This is a genomic window from Arcticibacter tournemirensis (genome assembly GCF_006716645.1).
GTDB classification, from domain to species: domain Bacteria; phylum Bacteroidota; class Bacteroidia; order Sphingobacteriales; family Sphingobacteriaceae; genus Arcticibacter; species Arcticibacter tournemirensis.
The window spans coordinates 442,157-460,600 of record NZ_VFPL01000001.1; the positions used below are offsets into that span (position 1 = coordinate 442,157).

The window sequence follows — 18,444 nt, forward strand, 5'->3', positions numbered from 1 at the left end:
TTAAAAGCTTTTATCAAGTTTTTTGTGAACAAACGATACAATCGTCATAATATCAAGTGCTTCGGATTCTGTTATTACAAATTTTATTTTCGGAGTATGTGCAGTAGGATTGCGTATTAACCCAAAAAGCCCCTTAATCGTATTTGATAATCCGAGATGCTCACTTCTTTCTGTATCAGTTTGTAACGGATTGATTCTCAATAGTGGATTTGTAGTGGAGAATACAACATCAGCAAGTGGGTTACCATCAGCATGAACACCAGTGAGGTTTCTTAATCTCTGAGCAATACTCTTTACTGCTTCGAAAACTGAATGAAAATAATTCTCCTTAACTAATTCTTCATTGCAGTATTTAAACACTTCCAAATGGACATTTCTTAATTCTAACTTTTGCTTATAGTGACTTGCTCGTTCTTGTGCCTCAGTGAGAGTTGTTGCCGCGGCTACTTGTCGATACTTTGCTTCCTTAGTAATTTCAAGTCCGATAAAGGAGAGACGCTTATTTAATTCGTTTAAACGATATTGAAAAATTTCATCTTTGTTAAAATATCTTGCTGGGTTCATCGCCTGGCTTAGAAATTTCAATATTCCATTTGAACATTGATTGTTGTTTTGGAAAAGAACGAAAGCGTTATAAAGCCTGCTCCTCTTATTAAGTCCAGTTGGAGTATGATCTATTAACGAGCAATCTGCAAGTATTTTAGTGATTTCCGATCCGGTCAAGCCCTCACTTGTATCAGCAATTAGTTCACAAATACTTTCCAAATGTACCGCTGAAATCATTGGATGTTTAGTTACTGCTCTATCAGCCATACCGCAATGTTTTAAGTAAATTCAATTATGATAATAAAATAGGTAGGCGCTAAATTATAATATTAATATTCAGTTCTTTAGTTTCATAGGGCATTTATGATTTTACTTGTTATATAAGAAGGCATATAACAATGGGTAACAATATATTACTTCCCATAATTTGAATGTAAGTCAAAGTGTTTAAAACTAAAACTTTATGATTTCGTTTCAACACCAATAAAACATATTCCCATGCCCAACAAATATTTTAAGCCGCACGAAACATTAGACCTTAACTCACATAAATATGATGTTGGTGTTCTCATAAGATTAAAGGATGGTTACGAAGACAATCTTTTTATCAAAAAGGTACTTGAATTGCCGGAGCTTGAATACGAGCCGTATTACCTGTACCACCTCGATTACTTTTTAAGCAAGGGGCCACAGGGTGAGCAGGAGTTTTTTTCTTTTGTTTGGCAGATCGTTTTAAGGCTAAACAGCTATTTAAAGGAAATAGCGGATATGTGTAACATCTCCAAGCCGCTAACCTTTCATATTGCGCGGCATACTTTCGCCACAACGGTTACTTTGACTAACGGTGTACCTATTGAAACAGTAAGTAAACTGTTGGGCCATAGCAAGCTTACTACAACTCAAATCTATGCTAAAGTGGTCGAGAGCAAAATAAATGACGATATGGCTCTGCTAAAAACCAAATTAATGTAATAATTACAAGGACTGACAATCAAATTGCCAGTCCTTTTTTTTAAAGCCTTTAACCTACATGAATACGATTTTACTTCATATTTCCCGCGCAAATTAAAATAACACCACCAGTGGCCTGTTAGTGTCCTTGAAAACAAAGCTTATTAAAAAGAAAAAGTCGACATAGAAATGACCCGAATTTGAATTATCTCGTATCTACCAAGTTCTTTAAGTTCAAAAATAGAAACCAACGCTCTTAAATCCTTCAATAATTTTGTAGTTGCGTAATTCAAATACCCTGAAAAGGGAAAAAAAATAGGATCGACTCGCTTAGTAAATGGAATAATTTTCTGAAGATAAACCCACAATTCAGGTCCAAGAATGTCAATTGTAATTGAGTGGATTGACGAAATCATCTTTAAAAATTAAAAACATTTTAAATGTTACGGTCGTAACATTATATTTGCACAATGGAAAAGAATAATTGGTTACTGATCACTTATAAGGTACCAGCGGAACCGGCCAAAAAGCGTATCGCCTTATGGCGCAGACTAAAAAGCATGGGAGCTGTATATCTTCAAAACGGCGTTTGTCTGCTACCTAAAACAGAAGAGCATATACGTCAGCTTAAAATGACGGAGAATGAGATCCGGGAAATGAATGGTGATTCGGTTATCCTGGAAACCGTTGCTTTAGACAAATCACAGGAGCAGAAAGTGATTACCCGCTTTAAGGCGGACCGTGATGAGGATTATAAAGAATTTTTAGGTAAATGCCAGGACTTTGAAAACGAGATTGATAAAGAAACAGCGGCGAACCATTTTACTTATGCTGAGTTGGAAGAAAATGATGCCGACCTCAAAAAATTACAGGTCTGGCTGGTGAAAATCCAAAAGCTGGATTTTTACGAAGCTGCCAGCGCGGAAGAAGCCGGGAACCGACTGAAAGCCTGCCAGGAGATGCTGGATGTTTACGCCCAGCGTGTATTTGAAGCCCATGACGAAAATAAATAGACCGGGATGAGCGCAAAAGAAATTCGGGTACAGACCCTTAAACAAAGATCTTACCAGTTCATCATCCTTTTCGGCTTTGTGAGCATGTTCGGCGATATCACCTATGAAGGCGGGCGCAGTATCACCGGGCCATACCTGGCTTTGCTGGGTGTAAGTGCCACGATGGTCGGATTTATCGGCGGTGTGGGTGAATTTGTAGGCTATGTCTTCCGATTGGTTTCTGGCTATGTGGCCGATAAAACCAAAGCCTATTGGGCCATCACATATTTAGGTTATGGTCTATTGATCTCCATGCCATTACTGGCGCTAACCAATAACTGGAAGGTTGCGGCGATATTGATCATCCTCGAACGATTCGGTAAGGCCGTTAGGTCGCCTGCAAAAGACACCATGCTTTCACATGCCACCAAATCTGTAGGCACTGGTTGGGGCTTTGCCATTCACGAAGCCATAGATCAGATCGGGGGACTGATCGGCCCGCTGATCTTTACAGCGGTCTTTTTCCTGAAAAGCGGTTATAAACAAGGGCTGACCATACTTTGGATACCGGCTATAGTGACCTTGTTATTCTTAACACTGGCGCGTTTTAAAAACCCGCGCCCCGAGGAACTGGAAGAACAGGCAGAATTAGAAAGTGACCATACTGATAACAAAAGAACTTTACCAGCTATTTTTTGGTGGTATATGGCTTTTTCCTTTATCTGCGTCACCGGCTTTGCTAATTTCCAAATGATCGCTTATCACTTTAAGGTGAGATCGGTTATTTCCGATCTGCAAATACCCATGTTCTACGCTATCGCCATGGCGGTTGATGCCGTGGTTGCATTGATCGCCGGAAAGGTTTATGATAAAATAGGTCTGAAAACACTCATTATTTTGCCTGTGCTGACTTTACCTATTCCTTTTCTCGCTTTTACCAATTCTTTTCAGGCGACTCTGATCAGCATTATCTTGTGGGGTGGTGTGATGGGTATCCAGGAAACGATCATGCGTGCTGTGATCGCGGATATTGTACCCAAAAACAAAAGAGGGTTTGCATATGGTCTGTTCAATACCGCCTACGGTGCCGCCTTGTTTGCTGGCAGTGTTTTGATCGGCTTCTTGTACGATAGAAATATTAGTTATATCAATTGGTTCACAACAATTGCGGAAGTTATAGCGGTCGGCGTTTTTGTGGGCTTGATCAGAACGCTACGCCAACCTAAAACCATTTAAGAAAAATATCCAATGAAAGTATTAACCTGGAACACGTTATTCGCAGGCCTGGACGGATCTGCCGATAAAAGGCGAAAACTACAGATCGAAATGATCAACGAAATCAGGCCCGACATCTTTTTAATGCAGGAAGCCAAAGGGTTTGAGCTAAACAAACAACAGGCGCTTTTTCAAATGGAAAGCGATATTGCTATGCGGGGATTTTTAGGTATCGCGCCACGTACGGGACAAAACACCGCGATCTTTATTAACCCAGCTTACCATGTCAAGTCATTTGAAGCGGACAGCACCCACTTTCATCATGCGGCAACTTTTGTGTCAGTAGCAATTCCTAACTTCGATAAAATAGTAACTTTCGGAAGCGTACACCTGTGCCCTTTAGGTCCGGAAATTAGACGCAGGGAGGCGACCTATCTTTTGCCCTATGCCGACCCTGATGCGTTGAGTTTGATCACCGGCGACTTTAATTCCTTGTCGCCACATGATGCTGAGCCTGCTGATTGGGAACGATTAAGCCCGCATTTCCGCAGCCGCTATTTTGATGGAGATAATGATCTGGCCGACCGTAAAGTTTTGCAGCTTTTGGAAATGGCGGGTTTTGTAGATTGCGCCCGTGCGGCAAAAAAGAACAACATTACTACCGTTCCTTGTGCAGCTTATAATAATGCCGAATTTGTGAACTTTCGCTGCGACTATATGCTGGCCAGTCGGGCATTGACCAACAAACTAAGCCATTATACTGTGATCAAAAATGAACGCACCGATCAAGCCTCCGATCATTATCCCGTGCTGGCCGAGTTCAAATAGCAAGATTTCAGATTGCGTTCAGAATTTAGCCGGAATATAGCAGCCGGATTTAATTAACTTCGCTATATGAAGGTGCTGATCGTAGAAGATGAGCCGGAACTATCCGGTAGTATTGTGGCTTACCTGCAAAAAGAAAATTATCGTTGCGAAACAGCGGATGACTTTTTGCAGGCAGAAAGTAAAGTCATCGACTTTCAGTACGATTGTATGATCGTAGATATCGGCCTGCCCGGCGGAAGTGGCCTTGACCTGATCAAACTGATCAAAAGCATGAAACGGAACGATGGCATTATTGTGATCTCGGCCAATAGCGCTTTGAGCGATAAACTGATGGGGTTAAATTTAGGCGCGGATGATTACATCGCCAAACCGTTTCATCTTTCTGAATTAAGTGCCCGGCTGCTATCGGTAATCAGGCGGCGGAATTTCCAGGGCGCTGCCACTTTCACCTTCAACGAATTGCAGGTCAATATTGATGATAAAAGTGTATTTGTGCACGGCAGGCCCCTTGTACTCAATAAGAAAGAACTGGACTTACTGTTGTTTCTCGTGTCCAATAAAAACCGGATCGTTTCCAAATCTGCCATCTCCGAGCATTTATCACAAAATGAATCCGGCTATTACCGGGGCCAGGATGTGGTGTATGCCCACATGAAAAACCTGAAAAAGAAACTGGCGGAAGCAGGCGCTAACGACTATATCAAAACCATTTACGGAGTGGGTTATAAACTGGAGTGCTATGAAACTGCTGACTAAGACCTCGCGCAATTTGCTGGGCTATGCCTGTGTCGTATTGCTCATCAGCATCCCGGTTTTCTATTTTATTATCGAGCAGTTGTATTACCAGGATGTGGATGACGCGCTCCGGCTGAAAAAGAAAGAGCTGATCGTGCGCACCAAACACTTGCATACCGAACATGATGTGCGCTTATGGTTAGGCATGGATCAGGAAGTACGCATGTTTCCATTGCAGGCAGGAGGCATACCCAAGGATACCATTTACCCTAAATTATATGTAGATACGCTTGACCAACAATTTGAACCCTACCGTGAACTCAGGACAACGCTTACCATCAATAACGAAACGCATCTGGTAACGATCCGCCGATCACTGGTCGAAAGCGAGGACCTAATTGTCGGCATCGCCGAGGCCCAGGCGATCCTGCTCATTTTATTATTCGGCGGGTGGATCATTATCAATCGTCGCACTTCAAAAAAAATATGGCAACCCTTTGAACGCATTATCGACTGGCTGAAAAAATATGAGATGGGCAAAGACCCTCATTCGGGCATACCCTCATCAGGCATCGCTGAATTTGACACACTTAACGCGGTGGTCAGCGACCTTATCCAAAAAAATCATGGGGTATTCATCCAGCAAAAACAATTCATCGAGAATGCTTCCCATGAAATGCAGACCCCGGTAGCCATCCTGCAATCTAAACTTGACTTGCTGATCGTATCAGAAGGACTCACTGCTGAGCAGGCACGTTACCTGCAATCACAGTATGACGCCATTGAGAGGCTCAATCATTTGAACCGGAGTTTGCTGCTACTCTCACAGATCGAAAATCACCAGTTTGAAGAAACAGCCCCAGTTTCGCTTCAGGCGCTTACGGAAAAGATCCTGGGACATTTGGAAGAAAGCATCAGCAGCAAAAACATCACAATCGACCGCAGCTATCAGATTGAAAAAATAGTGAACGGGAACCCGATGCTGCTGGAGATCTGTTTATCGAACCTGATGACCAATGCGGTCAGTCATACCCCACAGGACGGCACCATTGCCATTTTATTGGACGAAGACCTGTTCCGGCTGAGTAACACCGGTGAACCGCTGGGCTTTAGTGAAGACCTGTTGTTTACCCGCTTTGGTAAAAAGAAAGGCAGTAAATATGGTGTCGGGCTTGGTTTAGCAATCGTGCGCCAGATTGCGGAATCGATGAAAATGAAGGTAACCTATACTTATAACGGCTCAGCACACGAGTTTACACTTGTTTTTTAAACCCAAATATCAGTTTTCCAGCTTTGAAAAAGACGATCCCAGACAAGCTACCGATCAGGATGGCAAATAACACATCTGCCGGATAATGAACCCCGTTATAAACCCGGCTATAACTCACCAATATGGCCCACAGCAGCAGGGTGCCCAATACCCATTTTTTTGGCTTCAGTAGTGCGGGAATAAAAACAGCAACGGCAAAAGCATTGGCCGCGTGAGAGGAAACAAATCCGTAAAGGCCACCAGGACCGGCTTTGCTCAAATGGATCAAGGGTATAAGCAGCGGTTCATGTGAAGGGCGCTTTCGTTCAACTAAATTTTTGATCAGGTGCGAACTCGTTTGATCTGTGAACAGGATCAATAAAAAAATGACCAATAGAGGTTGCCAACAATTTTTTCCGAACTGTTTCCAGATCGCATAAATCAGTATCGCATAAAATGGGAACCAAAAGAACTTATCACTGGCGGCGTACATCACCGGGTCCCAGAACTGGTTGTGATGGGAATTGATCGTCAGGAAAAGTTGAGTATCGGCCGGTCCTATGATAGTTAAAAGCCAATGCGATGCAGTACCTAAAAACAGTAAGAGTAATAACAGGGCAAGTGTGACAATAATTAATTTCCATGTTTCCAGCTTAAGTAATGATTTCATATAACGCCAATGTCTGAGACAAATCTGAAATATTTCGGAAGTGTTCATTTCATTAAGCTGCCGCTGCTGTTTTCAGAAACTTTTCAGATTGTTAGGCCAGTTTTGTAACGGCAGCCTTAATCACCTGCCCTTACAACTGTGCATCCCTTAAAAAAACTACCATTAGGACTTTGCTGCCTGTTAATGATCGGCAGCACCCGGGCGCAAACCAAAATTCAGGCGCTGATCCCTAAAGCAGAAATTGTGCTGCCCAATGTGAAAGGCGGCTTCGACCTGATGGCCTATGACGCAGGACAAAAGCGATTGTTTCTATCCGCCCAGGATAACCACTCGGTTGAGGTGATAGACCTTAAAAATAGCAAACCGCTTAAAAGCCTGCCAGGGTTTAACGAACCGAAATGGGTGTTTTATCATCCTGAAACCAATACCTTATATGTGGCTACAGGAAAAGATGGAAAAGTAACCGCAGTAAATGCGGCTACTTACAAAGCCATTAAAACCTACCAGTTCAAAGAGAAATGCAATAACCTGCGTTACGACCAAAATACCAATGAACTGTTTGTTGGCGTTGGCGATACCTTCGGAGCGATCGGTATCATTGACCTGAATACACAAAAGATCACCCGGCAGATACCCTTAGCCGGATTCCCCAAACAGTTTGAAGTAACCACTGACCGAATCTATGTGAATGAACCCGGTAAGGGATTGATCGAGGTGATCGACCGCAAGTTAAATAAGGTAATAGCGGCATGGTTGGTCAAATCAAATAAAGACAACGTACCAATGGCTATTGATCAGGCCAAACATCTCCTTTATATCGGCTGCGCCGGAGGATCGTTGCTCACCATGTCCACTGAAACAGGGTTAGAATTGAGCCGGGTAACAATCCCCAAAGATGTCGACGGCGTTTACCTGGATAAAAAGAGCAACCGCCTGTACGTTTCCTGCGGCGAAGGCTTTTTGGATGCTTTCCAGATAAAAAATGGCAAACTAAATCTTATTCAGCAGTTCGCTACCCGTAACGGTGCTGGCACCGGCTTGCTTATCCCCGCAGCTCAACTGTACGTATTGGCAGAACCGCAAACCGGCAAATTACCCGCAGCAATACGGATTTTTCAACCTGCTTTATGAAAATGAAATATTTGTTTACCCTGCTATTTTGTGCGGTGGGTTTCAGTAGTGTAAAAGCGCAAAGCAGCCTGCCGGATTTTCTGAATCAGGCTTACAATAACAGCCCGCTGATTAACGACAATAAAAATCAGCTGGTCAATAGTCAGGCGGAGGTAGAGCGAATTAAGGCAATGACTACCAAACTACAACTCAGCCTGAATGCCTACTATTTGTTTGCTCCGGTATATATTACCGATGCTGGCCACAAAGGTTTCAATTTCAATCCGTCGAGTGCCACCAATTACTATGGTTATGATATCGGTACGACCAATGGCGGCAGTATGCAGGGTATGGTGACCGCGACCCAACCCTTGTTCGCTTCCAAACGGGCGGATATCCTGGCTGAACAGGCCCGCGTAGGCGCGCAGATCAATACGAATATGATCAACCTGACCCGGCATGACCTGGAAAAAACAGTCACTGATCAGTATATCCTATGCCTGCTCGATAAAAAGCAGATCAGCAATGCGTCGGAAAATATGAAGATCATCGACCAGCAGCGGGTCATCGTCAAAAAATTGGTAAATGCCAGCTTGCTGAAAAACTCCGACCTGATCCTGCTGAACATCGAGTACGAAAATAATCAGAACGTCCTGCTTACCTATCAGGCGGCTTATCATAGGGATTTGCTGGAATTGAGGATCATGAGCGGCAGCCGTGATACGGCAACAGTTACGTTGGATACCGTTAGCCTGCATTTGAAGGACAGCCCGCAGCAATCCGCCTATCTTGAAAAGTTCCGGCTGGATAGTCTGAATCTGGTGGCATCTCAAAAGGCATTTGAAACCAAATACCAGCCGCAATTAAGTGCATTCGGTAATACCGGTTTGAACGGAACACATTTCAATACGCTGTATGACCGTTTTGGTCTAAGCGCCGGACTGAATCTTTCATGGGCAATACTGGACGGGCATCAAAGGGAGATCACCCGGAAAAAAACCGCGCTGCAACAACAAACCATTGCCTTCAGTAAAAACAATGCCCAAATACAAAACGACCTGCGCAAAAAGCAGGTGCTGGATGAATTAAATTCCTACGATGGCCGGTTACAGAATCAGCAAAAACAGCTGGGTGAATATCAGTCGCTATTAAATAGCTACCGTACCCAAGTGATACAGGCTCAACTGTCTGTCATTGATTTTATCAACGTACTAAAAAACCGAACCACCGCCCAGCGGGATCTATTACAGCTGGAAACTAACCGCAATTTATTGATCAACGCCTATAACTACTGGAACTGGTAATGAAAACATATATAGCCCCATTTTTTTTGCTGCTCACGTTAAGTGCCTGCCACAGCAACGATACGCAAACCATTAAGGAACCCAAGCCGCGAACTGCCGTGCAAATTACACAGGTTGGTACCGGTGCGATCAGTGACGACCTGGTGCTTTCAGGAACTTCGGTTTACCTGAAACGTAATATGGTAACCTCGTCTATCGCCGCATTCATCACTAATGTTTATGTTAAACTCGGCGATCATGTTCGTAAAGGCCAGTCACTTTATTTGCTGGAATCCAAGGAGCGCAAGGCACTGGGGGCAGATATTACCAAAGTTGATCCATCGCTGAAAGGATTTGGTTTAATTACGGTTACCGCACCGGCATCCGGCATTATCACCACATTTGATAAGCAGCAAACCGGTGAATACGTTTTGGAAGGTACACAGCTTTGTACAATAGCCGCCAGCAACGATCTGGCTTTCCAGGTGAATGTGCCTTATGAATATGCCGACTTGGTGAAACCCGGTAAAAAGTGCGTGATTACTTTGCCAGACGGCTCTGCTCACCAGGCAACCATTACGACGCCCTTGGCTACGATGAACGCCGCAGAGCAGACCCAGGTTTTACTGGCGCGGCCTGATCAAACGCTGTTCCTGCCAGAAAACCTGTTAGGTAAGGTCACTTTTAACCGTTCAGCATACGGCAATCAGCAGGTGCTGCCTAAGTCCTGCGTCGTGAGTGACGAATTGCTGAAAGATTTCTGGGTTATGAAACTGGTCAATGACAGCACCGCTATTAAAGTCCCGGTAAAAACCGGCAATAAAAACAAAGAATCTATCGAGATCCTTTCGCCAAAATTTCAAAACGGTGATAAAATATTGATCAGCGGCAATTATGGTTTGGCGGACACTGCACTGGTAACTGTAGTTAAATAACAGCATCATGGCAGAAAAGAAAAACTATTTCCAGAAATTTTCGCGCCCGATATTATTTGTTGGCGCAATACTGCTGGCGGCCGGAGCGTATTTCTATACGCATATGCAGACTAACCTTTTCCCTGAGGTGCTTTTCCCGCGTGTAGCGATTATTGCTGAAGCAGGCCAGCTGCCCATAGACCGTATGATGCTTACGGTGACCAAGCCATTGGAAAGCGCTGTTAAAAAAGTGCGCGGGGTAACCATTGTGAAAAGCAGCACCAGCCGTGGCAGCGTAACCATCGATGTGTATTTTGATTGGGGATTGGATACTTATGCCCAGAAAACGCAGATCGAAAGCCGGGTAAACGAGATCAAAAACTTTTTACCGGCCGGAGTCAATATGTCGATAGAAGCGATGAACCAGTCATTGTTTCCGGTTTATGGCTACACGCTATCGAGTAAAACACACGGACAAGTAGCACTGAAGGATCAGGCTTATCTTACCCTACGACCTATATTTTCGAGGGTTAACGGTATCGCCAATGTGGTGACCCGAGGCGGCCGTTCCAAAGAATTTGTCATTATACCTGACCCGATAAAAATGTCGGCCTTAGGCATCACACCGGATGCAGTTAAAACAGCCTTTGCCAATAACAATTACGTGCTGTCGAATGGTAACCTGGCCGACTTTAACCGCATGTACCTGACGCTGACAGATACCCGCGTGATGGATGTGGATGGGCTTTCTAACCTGACCATTCGTAACGACGGTTCCCGGCTGGTCAAATTGCGCGACTTCGCAAAAGTGGATGTGCAGGAGCAGCAGGAGTTTGTAATCGTGAATGCCAATGGTAAAAATGCGATCCAGATCGACCTGGTTAAGCAACCCGGTGTAAACCTGATCGATTTCGCCAAAGATGCAGCCGCAAAGGCAGAGGAAGTGCGTAAGGCACTGCCCGATGATTTCGAGCTGACCCCTTATTACGACCAGAGCGCCTTTGTTGGCGACAGCATTCATAGCGTGATCAAAACAATCTACGAAGGATTGATCTTGGCCATCATCGTGATGATCTTCTTTTTAAGATCATGGCGTTCAAGTTTGGCGGTGATGCTTTCTATACCGGTTACCTTAGGTTTTACCATCACCGTGCTTTACCTCGCAGGTATCACGATCAATATCATGTCATTGGGTGCCATTGCTGCGTCAGTTGGATTGATTATTGACGATGCCATCGTGATCATCGAACAGATCCACCGGGAACACGAGGAATACCCGGACAAGCATATTTTTGATGTGGTTATTGATGCGATCAAAGCCTTGTTCCCGGCCATGGTCGGTTCTTCACTGGCCACCATCGTGATCTTTTTCCCCTTCCGCTTAATGAGTGGACTGGCGGGTAGCTTTTTTAAAGAATTGTCCGACACGATGCAGATTACGCTGGTATGTTCCTTTTTGGTGACCTGGTTATTACTGCCGGTATTGCATATGGTCGTTGGCTATCGGTCGCACAAAGGAGCAGAACATAAACATAATGACTTTTCCAGTAACAAACTATCCTGGCTGACCTGGACCTTCAAGAAACCTGTTTTTGCGTTTCTATTCATTGGCGTCCTTGGGATTGCTGCTTACATCGCATCCGGCAAATTGGAAACCGGATTTTTACCCAATTTAGATGAAGGTACTATTGTACTGGATTATTTCTCTCCGGCAGGCACTTCGCTGGAAGAAACCGACCGCTTATGCAAGCAAATGGAAAAGATCGTTACCGCCCAGCCAGAGGTAGCCACCTATTCACGGCGTACCGGCGTAAAAATGGCTTTCAAAACCACGCAACCCAACTTCGGGGATTATTCCATTCAACTCAAAAAAGACCGGAGCAAAACCACGGATGAGGTGATCGGTGAACTGCGCGATAAAATATCAGCGCATGTACCACTAATGCACATTTCGTTTGGACAACGCATTTCCGATCTGCTGGGTGATCTGATGAGCACACCGGCACCCATCGAAATCAAAATCTTCGGTGACGATTATGCCAAACTCCAGGAACTCGATAAGCAAGCTACTGGTATCCTGCAAAAGATCAACGGCGTAGCCGACCTGGATGACGGTTTGATCACTGCCGGCCCATCCTTAGAATTTGTACCCGATCAGGATAAACTCGACCTGTACAAAATATCCTTAACCGATTTTCAAATGCAACTTTCGGCCTATACAGGCGGTGTCCCTTTAGGCATGAATGCCGGGATCGCTGAACCTTCAGCTTCGCAGGCTGCCCTAACCGGGGGTATTCAGATCGGTGAACTACAGGACGGACAGCAGATGCGCAAGATCCTGCTGCGCTTTACCAATTTTAAGGATAATGACCTGGAGCATATCAAAAAACAATTGATTTTTTTACCTAACGGACAAACCCGGCCTTTAAGTTTCTTTTGTGCGGTCAACGTATTGCCGGGAGAAGTGCAGCAAACGAGGGAAGATCTGAAATCCAATATCATCCTTACCGCGAGGCTGGATGGACGTGACCTCGGCAGCGCGATAACGGAGATTCAGCAAAAATTAGGTTCCGGTCTGAACCTGCCAAAAGGCTATTTTATAAGCTATGGCGGCGCTTACGCTGAGCAACAGCAATCATTTAAGGAGTTGTTGCTGATCTTAGGGTTAGCTGTCGTACTGGTATTTGCGGTATTGCTGTTCTTATTCCGTGACTGGCTGCTGGCCTGTCTGGTGATTCTGATCTCCGCTTTAGGGATCGGCGGCAGCATTCTGGCGCTGTTTATCTGCAATATCCCGCTCAATGTCAGCAGCTATACCGGCATTATCATGATTGTCGGCATCATCGCTGAAAATGCCATATTCACGCTCAACCAATTCCGCTTTAATCTGGCTGATAGCGGAGATGTGGACACGTCGATTAATTACGCTATTGGCCTGCGTATCCGGCCAAAACTGATGACCGCTATTGGCGCTATCCTGGCCTTGATGCCATTGGCTTTGGGCATTGGCCTCGGCGCGCAAATGCAACAGCCGCTGGCTGTCGCGGTGATTGGTGGTTTCATTGCGGCTTTACCGCTCTTACTTTTTGTTTTTCCATCGCTGATCCGCCTGGGTTACCGCAAACACCTGAAAACACATGAAGTATAATTATATCCTCTGCCTGCTTTTACTCTTTTTTACAGCCAGTGCAGTAAAAGCACAAAACCTTGACCTGCGTTTGCTGGAAAACATTAACGGCCCTGCCAATCCGCAATGGGATGGAAAATGGCGGGCGGTGACCAATAGCGCTATACCCATATCCATAGCCACGCCGGTCGCGCTCTTTGTAGCCGGGCAGATCGATCATAACCAAAATCTTAAAGAGCAATCCTACGTGGCTTTAGGTTCATTAGCAGGTTCAGCATTGCTTAGCACCCTGAGTAAAGCGATCACCCGTCGCGACCGCCCGTTTGTCAACCATGGTGATGTGATCTTTGCCAAATCCTTTCCAACGGATTATAGTTTTCCCTCGGGCCATACGACCGTGGCTTTTTCCACGGCTACTACGCTAAGCCTTTCTTTTCCGAAATGGTACGTGATCGTTCCTGCCTATACTTACGCGGCATCAGTGGGCTACTCCCGTATGTATCTCGGTGTGCATTATCCAAGTGATGTGCTCGGTGGCGCGATCCTCGGCTCGGCCTCGGCTTATATCACATACCGCACCAATAAATGGCTGCGACGCGACCGAAAACACAAACAACTTTCTGAAAATTAATCTCCCTATGAAATACTTGAAAATTTTATCGCTTTTAATATGCCTGCCGGGCATTACTTTTTCGCAAACGAAGCCAACTGTTCCCGCTAAACCCAAATTGGTGGTCGGGATCATCATCGACCAGATGCGTTACGACTACCTTTATCGCTATCAGGATAAATACAGCGAGGGTGGATTTAAAAGATTATTGGGCCAAGGATTTCTTTTTCGCGATACCCATTATAATTATATCCCGACCTATACCGGCCCCGGGCATTCCGCCGTTTACAGCGGCACTACCCCGTCTTATAATGGTATTATTGCTAATGACTGGTATGATCGTGAATTGGGCAGAAGTGTTTATGTTACCGAGGATACTACGGTTCAGGGTGTGGGCGGCACCGGGAAAGGCGGACAAATGTCACCACGCCATCTATTATCAACAACGGTAACCGACGAGCTGCGACTGGCAACGAACCGCAGGTCAAAGGTGATCGGCATCGCCTTGAAAGACCGGGGAGCCATTCTGCCCGCAGGACATCTACCAACAGCTGCCTACTGGTTTGACAATAACAGCGGGGACTGGATCACCAGCACCTATTATACCAAGGTATTACCGGAATGGGTGAAATCATTCAACCAGCAGAAAATGTCTGATCAATATTTATCCAAACCATGGGAAACCTTACTGCCTCTGGATACTTATCAGGGCGGTTTAACCAACGGGTCGGCTTATAGAAAGCCTTACAAAGGCGAAACCAGTAATAAATTCCCGCACGACTTGCCTGGCTTAAAAGCCGCCAACGGTTACGAATTACTTCGGGAAACACCTTTCGGTAATACCTATACACTTGATTTTGCCATACAGGCCATGCAAGCTGAGAAGTTAGGCAAGGGTACGAATACCGATTTTTTAGCGGTGAGCTTTTCTTCGACAGATTATGTAGGACACCAATTTGGTATCGAATCAATAGAAGTGCAGGATACTTACGCCAGACTTGACCGTGAGATCGCACGGTTGCTGACTTATCTGGACCAGCACTATGGTAAGGATAACGTACTCGTATTCTTAACGGCAGATCACGGTGCGGTGGAAACACCTGGTCACATGGCAGAGCTGAAAGCACCGGGTGGTATTTTTAACAATAAAGGTTTAAAAGAAAAACTGAACGATGCCTTATCGGAACAATTCGGTAAAGGCAAGTGGCTGCTGGATTATCAGAATTTGCAGTTTTGGTTGAATGACGATCTGATATCGGCGCAAAAGAAAAGTAAGGCTGAAATAGCTGATGCAGTTTGCCAGCATCTTCGCAAAATGGCAGGCGTTTATCGCGTTTTACCTGTAGCCAATCTGTCAAAAAACACCAATGAACAATTGAACGACCAGTTATTCAATGGCATCAATCCTGTCCGTTCCGGCGATGTGGTGATGCAATTACTGCCGGGCTGGTTTGAAGGGTCAATACCCGCCGCTGGAGGAACGACTCATGGCACCGGCTATGATTACGATACGCATGTGCCATTGATCTGGTACGGCTGGAAAGTTAAGCATGGCTCAACTGGCAATCTGGTACATATCACCGATATCGCCGTCACCGTTTCCGATCTGCTGAATATTAGTCACCCGAGTGCTGCTACCGGACAAGTATTATCCGATTATTTACTAACCCGTTAAACGATTAGCTATGTGGTGGATATACGCGTTATTATCAGCTTTTTTTGCTTCCCTGACCGCCATCTTCGCCAAGATCGGGGTCAAGGATGTTAATTCTGACCTGGCTACGGCCATCCGGACAGTGGTGATCTTATTCGTTGCCTGGGGTATTGCCCTCGGGCGCGGAGAGATCAAAGGCATTGGCGAATTATCAAAAAACACCTGGATATTTTTAGGGTTGTCCGGACTGGCGACCGGGCTTTCCTGGATATTTTATTACAAGGCCCTGCAAATGGGAAAGGTATCACAAGTCGCACCGGTTGATAAACTCAGCGTGGCGCTGACGATCGTTCTGTCAGTGATTTTTCTAAAAGAAACCGTTTCGCTCAAAGCCGCAATTGGGGCAGTAATGATCATTGGCGGCACATTGGTACTGATCTTTTAGCCAATGAAAGGAAGAAACATTTATTCACCCGTAACCAGCTTGTTAATGCTGTTTTTGTTGAGTGCATCTGTGATGTTGTCAACGATATTTTATCAGTACGACAAAGCACTGGTCATCGCTTTTAACGCGCAGCGAAATCCGACTGCTGATCTATTTTGGCTAAATATCACCAATAGCGCCGGTTGGGTCGCTTATGGAACGGTGGGCATCGCGCTGATCTGCCTGATTTTTGTTAAAGCAAGGAAGATAGATTATTTAGCCATTGTTTTGGCGGGTGCCATATCCGGTGGTTTAGCGACATTGATCAAATATGGGGTAGCGCGGATCAGGCCCTTCCATTTATTCACCAGTATACATGAATTGGGGCCGGGTGGCGGCTGGTCTTATCCATCCGGGCATACCTGTGATGCCTTTTTCCTGGCAACTATAATAACCATCGTTTTCCGGAAGCAGACCTGGCTTATCGTAGTCGTTTATTGTTGGGCAGTATTGGTAGGGATTTCCAGGGTTTATTTAGGCGCACATTACCCTTCGGATGTGCTTGCCGGGATCGCTGTTGGGAGCACCTCTTCCATGACAGCCTGGTGGCTCTCTCGAAAGATCATGAAGATCAGCGAATAAATGGATCATTTCAACCCCAGTGATTTCAATTGCCTCCGGGTTGAAGCTTCATCGGTATGGCAAATGCCATGCATCCCCATTTTTTCAGCGATCTCTACGAACATTGGCCGATCTTCCAGATAAACGATCTGATCAGGGTTTACTTGCGCCAGATCCAGCGCCAGTTTAAAAATTGCCAGATCCGGTTTCCGCAGCCCCACAAATCCTGAAGAAACAAAAAAATCACCGAAGCTGTCCAATCCGAACTGTTTGATGCGGTAGGCCGACAATTCACGCCCTTCGTTGCTGATCACGCCGACTTTTAAATGGTATTCGGCCTTTAACCGCCTGATCAATTCGATCATTTGGCTGTACGGCTGTGATTGCTGGTACATAAACGTTTCAAATGCATCCATGGAAAATGGCCGCTCCTGGAAAAAGAAGATCCGGTTAAGATATTCTTCCAGGCTGATCTTCCCGATCTCATAGGTTTCAAAGGTCAGATGGTGGCGTTCCTCCATATCGGCAGGGTCGATATGAAAATGCAACGCTGCTTCCCGACGGGATTCATGATTCCAGCCGTCAGTTAGCAAAACACCACCTATATCGGTGAAAATTGCTTTGATATTCGTTGTTTGCTTATTCATAGTTAACAGAGGTAGATCATCTTAATTACCCTTTTTCTCTTTACCGAAGTAATCACTAAAGAACAGGAGTTGATATTTGATGGAATTTGACCAGTATTCCCAGGTATGGCCACCCGGTCTGATCGTGAAATCATGCGGGATATTGCGTTCCAACAACTGTTCGTGCAGATTTTTATTAACCTGGAAAAAGAAGTCGCTATATCCGCAGTCAAACGTAATAGCCAGACTGCCAGGTGTTAATAAATAAGTCAGATTGATCACGGAATACTTCTCCCAGTTTTCAGGCTTTTCACTGTATTTGCCGAGAATATTTTCCATTTCCCAGTTTTTAGGGAATGGCCTCAGGTCAACACCACCACTCATGGCTCCGGCAGCTCCGAAAACATCCTGATGCTTAAAAGCCAGGTAAAAAGCGCCGTGCCCGCCCATGCTCAAGCCGGTAATAGCTCGTCCGTTTCGGGATTTCATCGTACTATAATGCTGATCGATATAGGGAATTAGTTCTGCGGTTATATAAGTTTCATACTTGCTGGACGGGTCAATAGGGCTGTCGATATACCAGCTTCCACGGTTACCGTCAGGACATACGATCAGGATGTGGTGAAGATCTGCGTAATCGCTGATCGCCGGTACGTTTTTAACCCAGTCCCGGTAATTGCCACTGAAGCCATGTAACAGGTAAACAACCGGGTAATGCTGATTTTTATTATAACCAACTGGCTTGACTATTACCGCTTTAATGTGTTTGTGCATCGCATCACTGTAGGTATCGACCGTATCCACGGTTGCACCACGTACCAATTGACTAACAGACAGCAGAATTAACGCTGTATAAAGAAAACGTTTGAAAATTCTCATTTATAATAAA

At 45.1% G+C, this 18,444-nt stretch carries 17 protein-coding genes and 1 pseudogene; 14 read left to right on the forward strand and 4 right to left on the reverse strand.

What is annotated here, in order from left to right; all coding sequences use genetic code 11:
- On the reverse strand, positions 1-813 hold the full coding sequence (locus tag BDE36_RS01875; RefSeq protein ID WP_141813521.1) for a TIGR02391 family protein: 813 nt from the start codon (positions 811-813) through the stop codon (positions 1-3).
- 468 nt (positions 814-1,281) lie between these two features.
- On the opposite strand from BDE36_RS01875, the pseudogene BDE36_RS01880 reads away from it, so the two are divergent.
- The 6 genes and pseudogenes from BDE36_RS01880 to BDE36_RS01905 form a co-directional block, all read left to right on the forward strand.
- Positions 1,282-1,518, forward strand: a pseudogene (locus tag BDE36_RS01880) (tyrosine-type recombinase/integrase); the annotation flags it as partial.
- A 449-nt stretch (positions 1,519-1,967) separates the two neighbouring features.
- Complete coding sequence (locus BDE36_RS01885; RefSeq protein WP_141813522.1) at positions 1,968-2,510, forward strand: Chromate resistance protein ChrB; 543 nt, start codon at positions 1,968-1,970, stop codon at positions 2,508-2,510.
- A gap of 6 nt (positions 2,511-2,516) precedes the next feature.
- On the forward strand, positions 2,517-3,725 hold the full coding sequence (locus BDE36_RS01890) for an MFS transporter (RefSeq protein WP_141813523.1): 1,209 nt from the start codon (positions 2,517-2,519) through the stop codon (positions 3,723-3,725).
- Between the two features lie 12 nt (positions 3,726-3,737).
- Positions 3,738-4,532 (forward strand): endonuclease/exonuclease/phosphatase family protein, encoded by a 795-nt coding sequence (locus tag BDE36_RS01895; RefSeq protein ID WP_141813524.1) that lies wholly within the window; start codon positions 3,738-3,740, stop codon positions 4,530-4,532.
- A 66-nt stretch (positions 4,533-4,598) separates the two neighbouring features.
- A complete protein-coding gene (locus tag BDE36_RS01900) occupies positions 4,599-5,288 on the forward strand; it encodes a response regulator transcription factor (RefSeq protein ID WP_141813525.1) in 690 nt (229 codons plus the stop codon).
- Positions 5,272-6,537 (forward strand): sensor histidine kinase, encoded by a 1,266-nt coding sequence (locus BDE36_RS01905; protein ID WP_141813526.1) that lies wholly within the window; start codon positions 5,272-5,274, stop codon positions 6,535-6,537. Before BDE36_RS01900 ends, BDE36_RS01905 begins: the two co-directional genes overlap by 17 nt.
- On the opposite strand, the gene BDE36_RS01910 is transcribed toward BDE36_RS01905, so the two are convergent.
- Positions 6,521-7,186, reverse strand: coding sequence for a phosphatase PAP2 family protein (locus tag BDE36_RS01910; RefSeq protein WP_141813527.1), 666 nt, complete (start codon positions 7,184-7,186; stop codon positions 6,521-6,523). The genes BDE36_RS01905 and BDE36_RS01910 overlap by 17 nt on opposite strands.
- 183 nt (positions 7,187-7,369) lie before the next feature.
- Between BDE36_RS01910 and BDE36_RS01915 the strand changes: the two genes are divergently transcribed.
- From BDE36_RS01915 to BDE36_RS01950, 8 genes are read left to right on the forward strand one after another with little or no spacing between them, the layout of a single operon-like run.
- Positions 7,370-8,317 carry a YncE family protein gene (locus BDE36_RS01915; protein ID WP_150309363.1) on the forward strand — a complete coding sequence of 316 codons (948 nt, stop codon included), beginning with the start codon at positions 7,370-7,372 and terminating at the stop codon, positions 8,315-8,317.
- Positions 8,314-9,600: a TolC family protein gene (locus BDE36_RS01920; RefSeq protein WP_141813529.1), complete on the forward strand. Its 1,287-nt coding sequence runs from the start codon at positions 8,314-8,316 to the stop codon at positions 9,598-9,600. The genes BDE36_RS01915 and BDE36_RS01920 overlap by 4 nt, the downstream gene beginning before the upstream one ends.
- Positions 9,600-10,514 carry an efflux RND transporter periplasmic adaptor subunit gene (locus tag BDE36_RS01925; protein ID WP_141813530.1) on the forward strand — a complete coding sequence of 305 codons (915 nt, stop codon included), beginning with the start codon at positions 9,600-9,602 and terminating at the stop codon, positions 10,512-10,514. The genes BDE36_RS01920 and BDE36_RS01925 overlap by 1 nt, the downstream gene beginning before the upstream one ends.
- A gap of 7 nt (positions 10,515-10,521) precedes the next feature.
- On the forward strand, positions 10,522-13,641 hold the full coding sequence (locus BDE36_RS01930) for an efflux RND transporter permease subunit (RefSeq protein ID WP_141813531.1): 3,120 nt from the start codon (positions 10,522-10,524) through the stop codon (positions 13,639-13,641).
- Positions 13,631-14,251 carry a phosphatase PAP2 family protein gene (locus tag BDE36_RS01935; RefSeq protein ID WP_141813532.1) on the forward strand — a complete coding sequence of 207 codons (621 nt, stop codon included), beginning with the start codon at positions 13,631-13,633 and terminating at the stop codon, positions 14,249-14,251. Before BDE36_RS01930 ends, BDE36_RS01935 begins: the two co-directional genes overlap by 11 nt.
- A 7-nt stretch (positions 14,252-14,258) precedes the next feature.
- Complete coding sequence (pafA, locus tag BDE36_RS01940; RefSeq protein ID WP_161987516.1) at positions 14,259-15,905, forward strand: alkaline phosphatase PafA; 1,647 nt, start codon at positions 14,259-14,261, stop codon at positions 15,903-15,905.
- A 10-nt stretch (positions 15,906-15,915) separates the two neighbouring features.
- On the forward strand, positions 15,916-16,329 hold the full coding sequence (locus tag BDE36_RS01945; protein ID WP_141813534.1) for an EamA family transporter: 414 nt from the start codon (positions 15,916-15,918) through the stop codon (positions 16,327-16,329).
- A 3-nt stretch (positions 16,330-16,332) separates the two neighbouring features.
- Positions 16,333-16,950 carry a phosphatase PAP2 family protein gene (locus BDE36_RS01950; RefSeq protein WP_141813535.1) on the forward strand — a complete coding sequence of 206 codons (618 nt, stop codon included), beginning with the start codon at positions 16,333-16,335 and terminating at the stop codon, positions 16,948-16,950.
- Between the two features lie 5 nt (positions 16,951-16,955).
- Here BDE36_RS01950 and BDE36_RS01955 read toward each other — a convergent pair whose 3' ends face one another.
- Together BDE36_RS01955 and BDE36_RS01960 are read right to left on the reverse strand one after the other, a co-directional pair.
- Positions 16,956-17,576 carry an HAD family hydrolase gene (locus BDE36_RS01955; RefSeq protein WP_141813536.1) on the reverse strand — a complete coding sequence of 207 codons (621 nt, stop codon included), beginning with the start codon at positions 17,574-17,576 and terminating at the stop codon, positions 16,956-16,958.
- A gap of 21 nt (positions 17,577-17,597) precedes the next feature.
- On the reverse strand, positions 17,598-18,434 hold the full coding sequence (locus tag BDE36_RS01960; RefSeq protein WP_141813537.1) for an alpha/beta hydrolase: 837 nt from the start codon (positions 18,432-18,434) through the stop codon (positions 17,598-17,600).
- Positions 18,435-18,444: the final 10 nt, after the last annotated feature.

Bases quoted from the DNA above. Each gene is read 5' to 3' on its own strand.
- BDE36_RS01875 (WP_141813521.1), bottom strand. From the start codon at position 813: ATGGCTGATAGAGCAGTAACTAAACATCCAATGATTTCAGCGGTACAT.
- BDE36_RS01885 (WP_141813522.1), top strand. From the start codon at position 1,968: ATGGAAAAGAATAATTGGTTACTGATCACTTATAAGGTACCAGCGGAA.
- BDE36_RS01890 (WP_141813523.1), top strand. From the start codon at position 2,517: ATGAGCGCAAAAGAAATTCGGGTACAGACCCTTAAACAAAGATCTTAC.
- BDE36_RS01895 (WP_141813524.1), top strand. From the start codon at position 3,738: ATGAAAGTATTAACCTGGAACACGTTATTCGCAGGCCTGGACGGATCT.
- BDE36_RS01900 (WP_141813525.1), top strand. From the start codon at position 4,599: ATGAAGGTGCTGATCGTAGAAGATGAGCCGGAACTATCCGGTAGTATT.
- BDE36_RS01905 (WP_141813526.1), top strand. From the start codon at position 5,272: ATGAAACTGCTGACTAAGACCTCGCGCAATTTGCTGGGCTATGCCTGT.
- BDE36_RS01910 (WP_141813527.1), bottom strand. From the start codon at position 7,186: ATGAAATCATTACTTAAGCTGGAAACATGGAAATTAATTATTGTCACA.
- BDE36_RS01915 (WP_150309363.1), top strand. From the start codon at position 7,370: ATGATCGGCAGCACCCGGGCGCAAACCAAAATTCAGGCGCTGATCCCT.
- BDE36_RS01920 (WP_141813529.1), top strand. From the start codon at position 8,314: ATGAAAATGAAATATTTGTTTACCCTGCTATTTTGTGCGGTGGGTTTC.
- BDE36_RS01925 (WP_141813530.1), top strand. From the start codon at position 9,600: ATGAAAACATATATAGCCCCATTTTTTTTGCTGCTCACGTTAAGTGCC.
- BDE36_RS01930 (WP_141813531.1), top strand. From the start codon at position 10,522: ATGGCAGAAAAGAAAAACTATTTCCAGAAATTTTCGCGCCCGATATTA.
- BDE36_RS01935 (WP_141813532.1), top strand. From the start codon at position 13,631: ATGAAGTATAATTATATCCTCTGCCTGCTTTTACTCTTTTTTACAGCC.
- pafA (WP_161987516.1), top strand. From the start codon at position 14,259: ATGAAATACTTGAAAATTTTATCGCTTTTAATATGCCTGCCGGGCATT.
- BDE36_RS01945 (WP_141813534.1), top strand. From the start codon at position 15,916: ATGTGGTGGATATACGCGTTATTATCAGCTTTTTTTGCTTCCCTGACC.
- BDE36_RS01950 (WP_141813535.1), top strand. From the start codon at position 16,333: ATGAAAGGAAGAAACATTTATTCACCCGTAACCAGCTTGTTAATGCTG.
- BDE36_RS01955 (WP_141813536.1), bottom strand. From the start codon at position 17,576: ATGAATAAGCAAACAACGAATATCAAAGCAATTTTCACCGATATAGGT.
- BDE36_RS01960 (WP_141813537.1), bottom strand. From the start codon at position 18,434: ATGAGAATTTTCAAACGTTTTCTTTATACAGCGTTAATTCTGCTGTCT.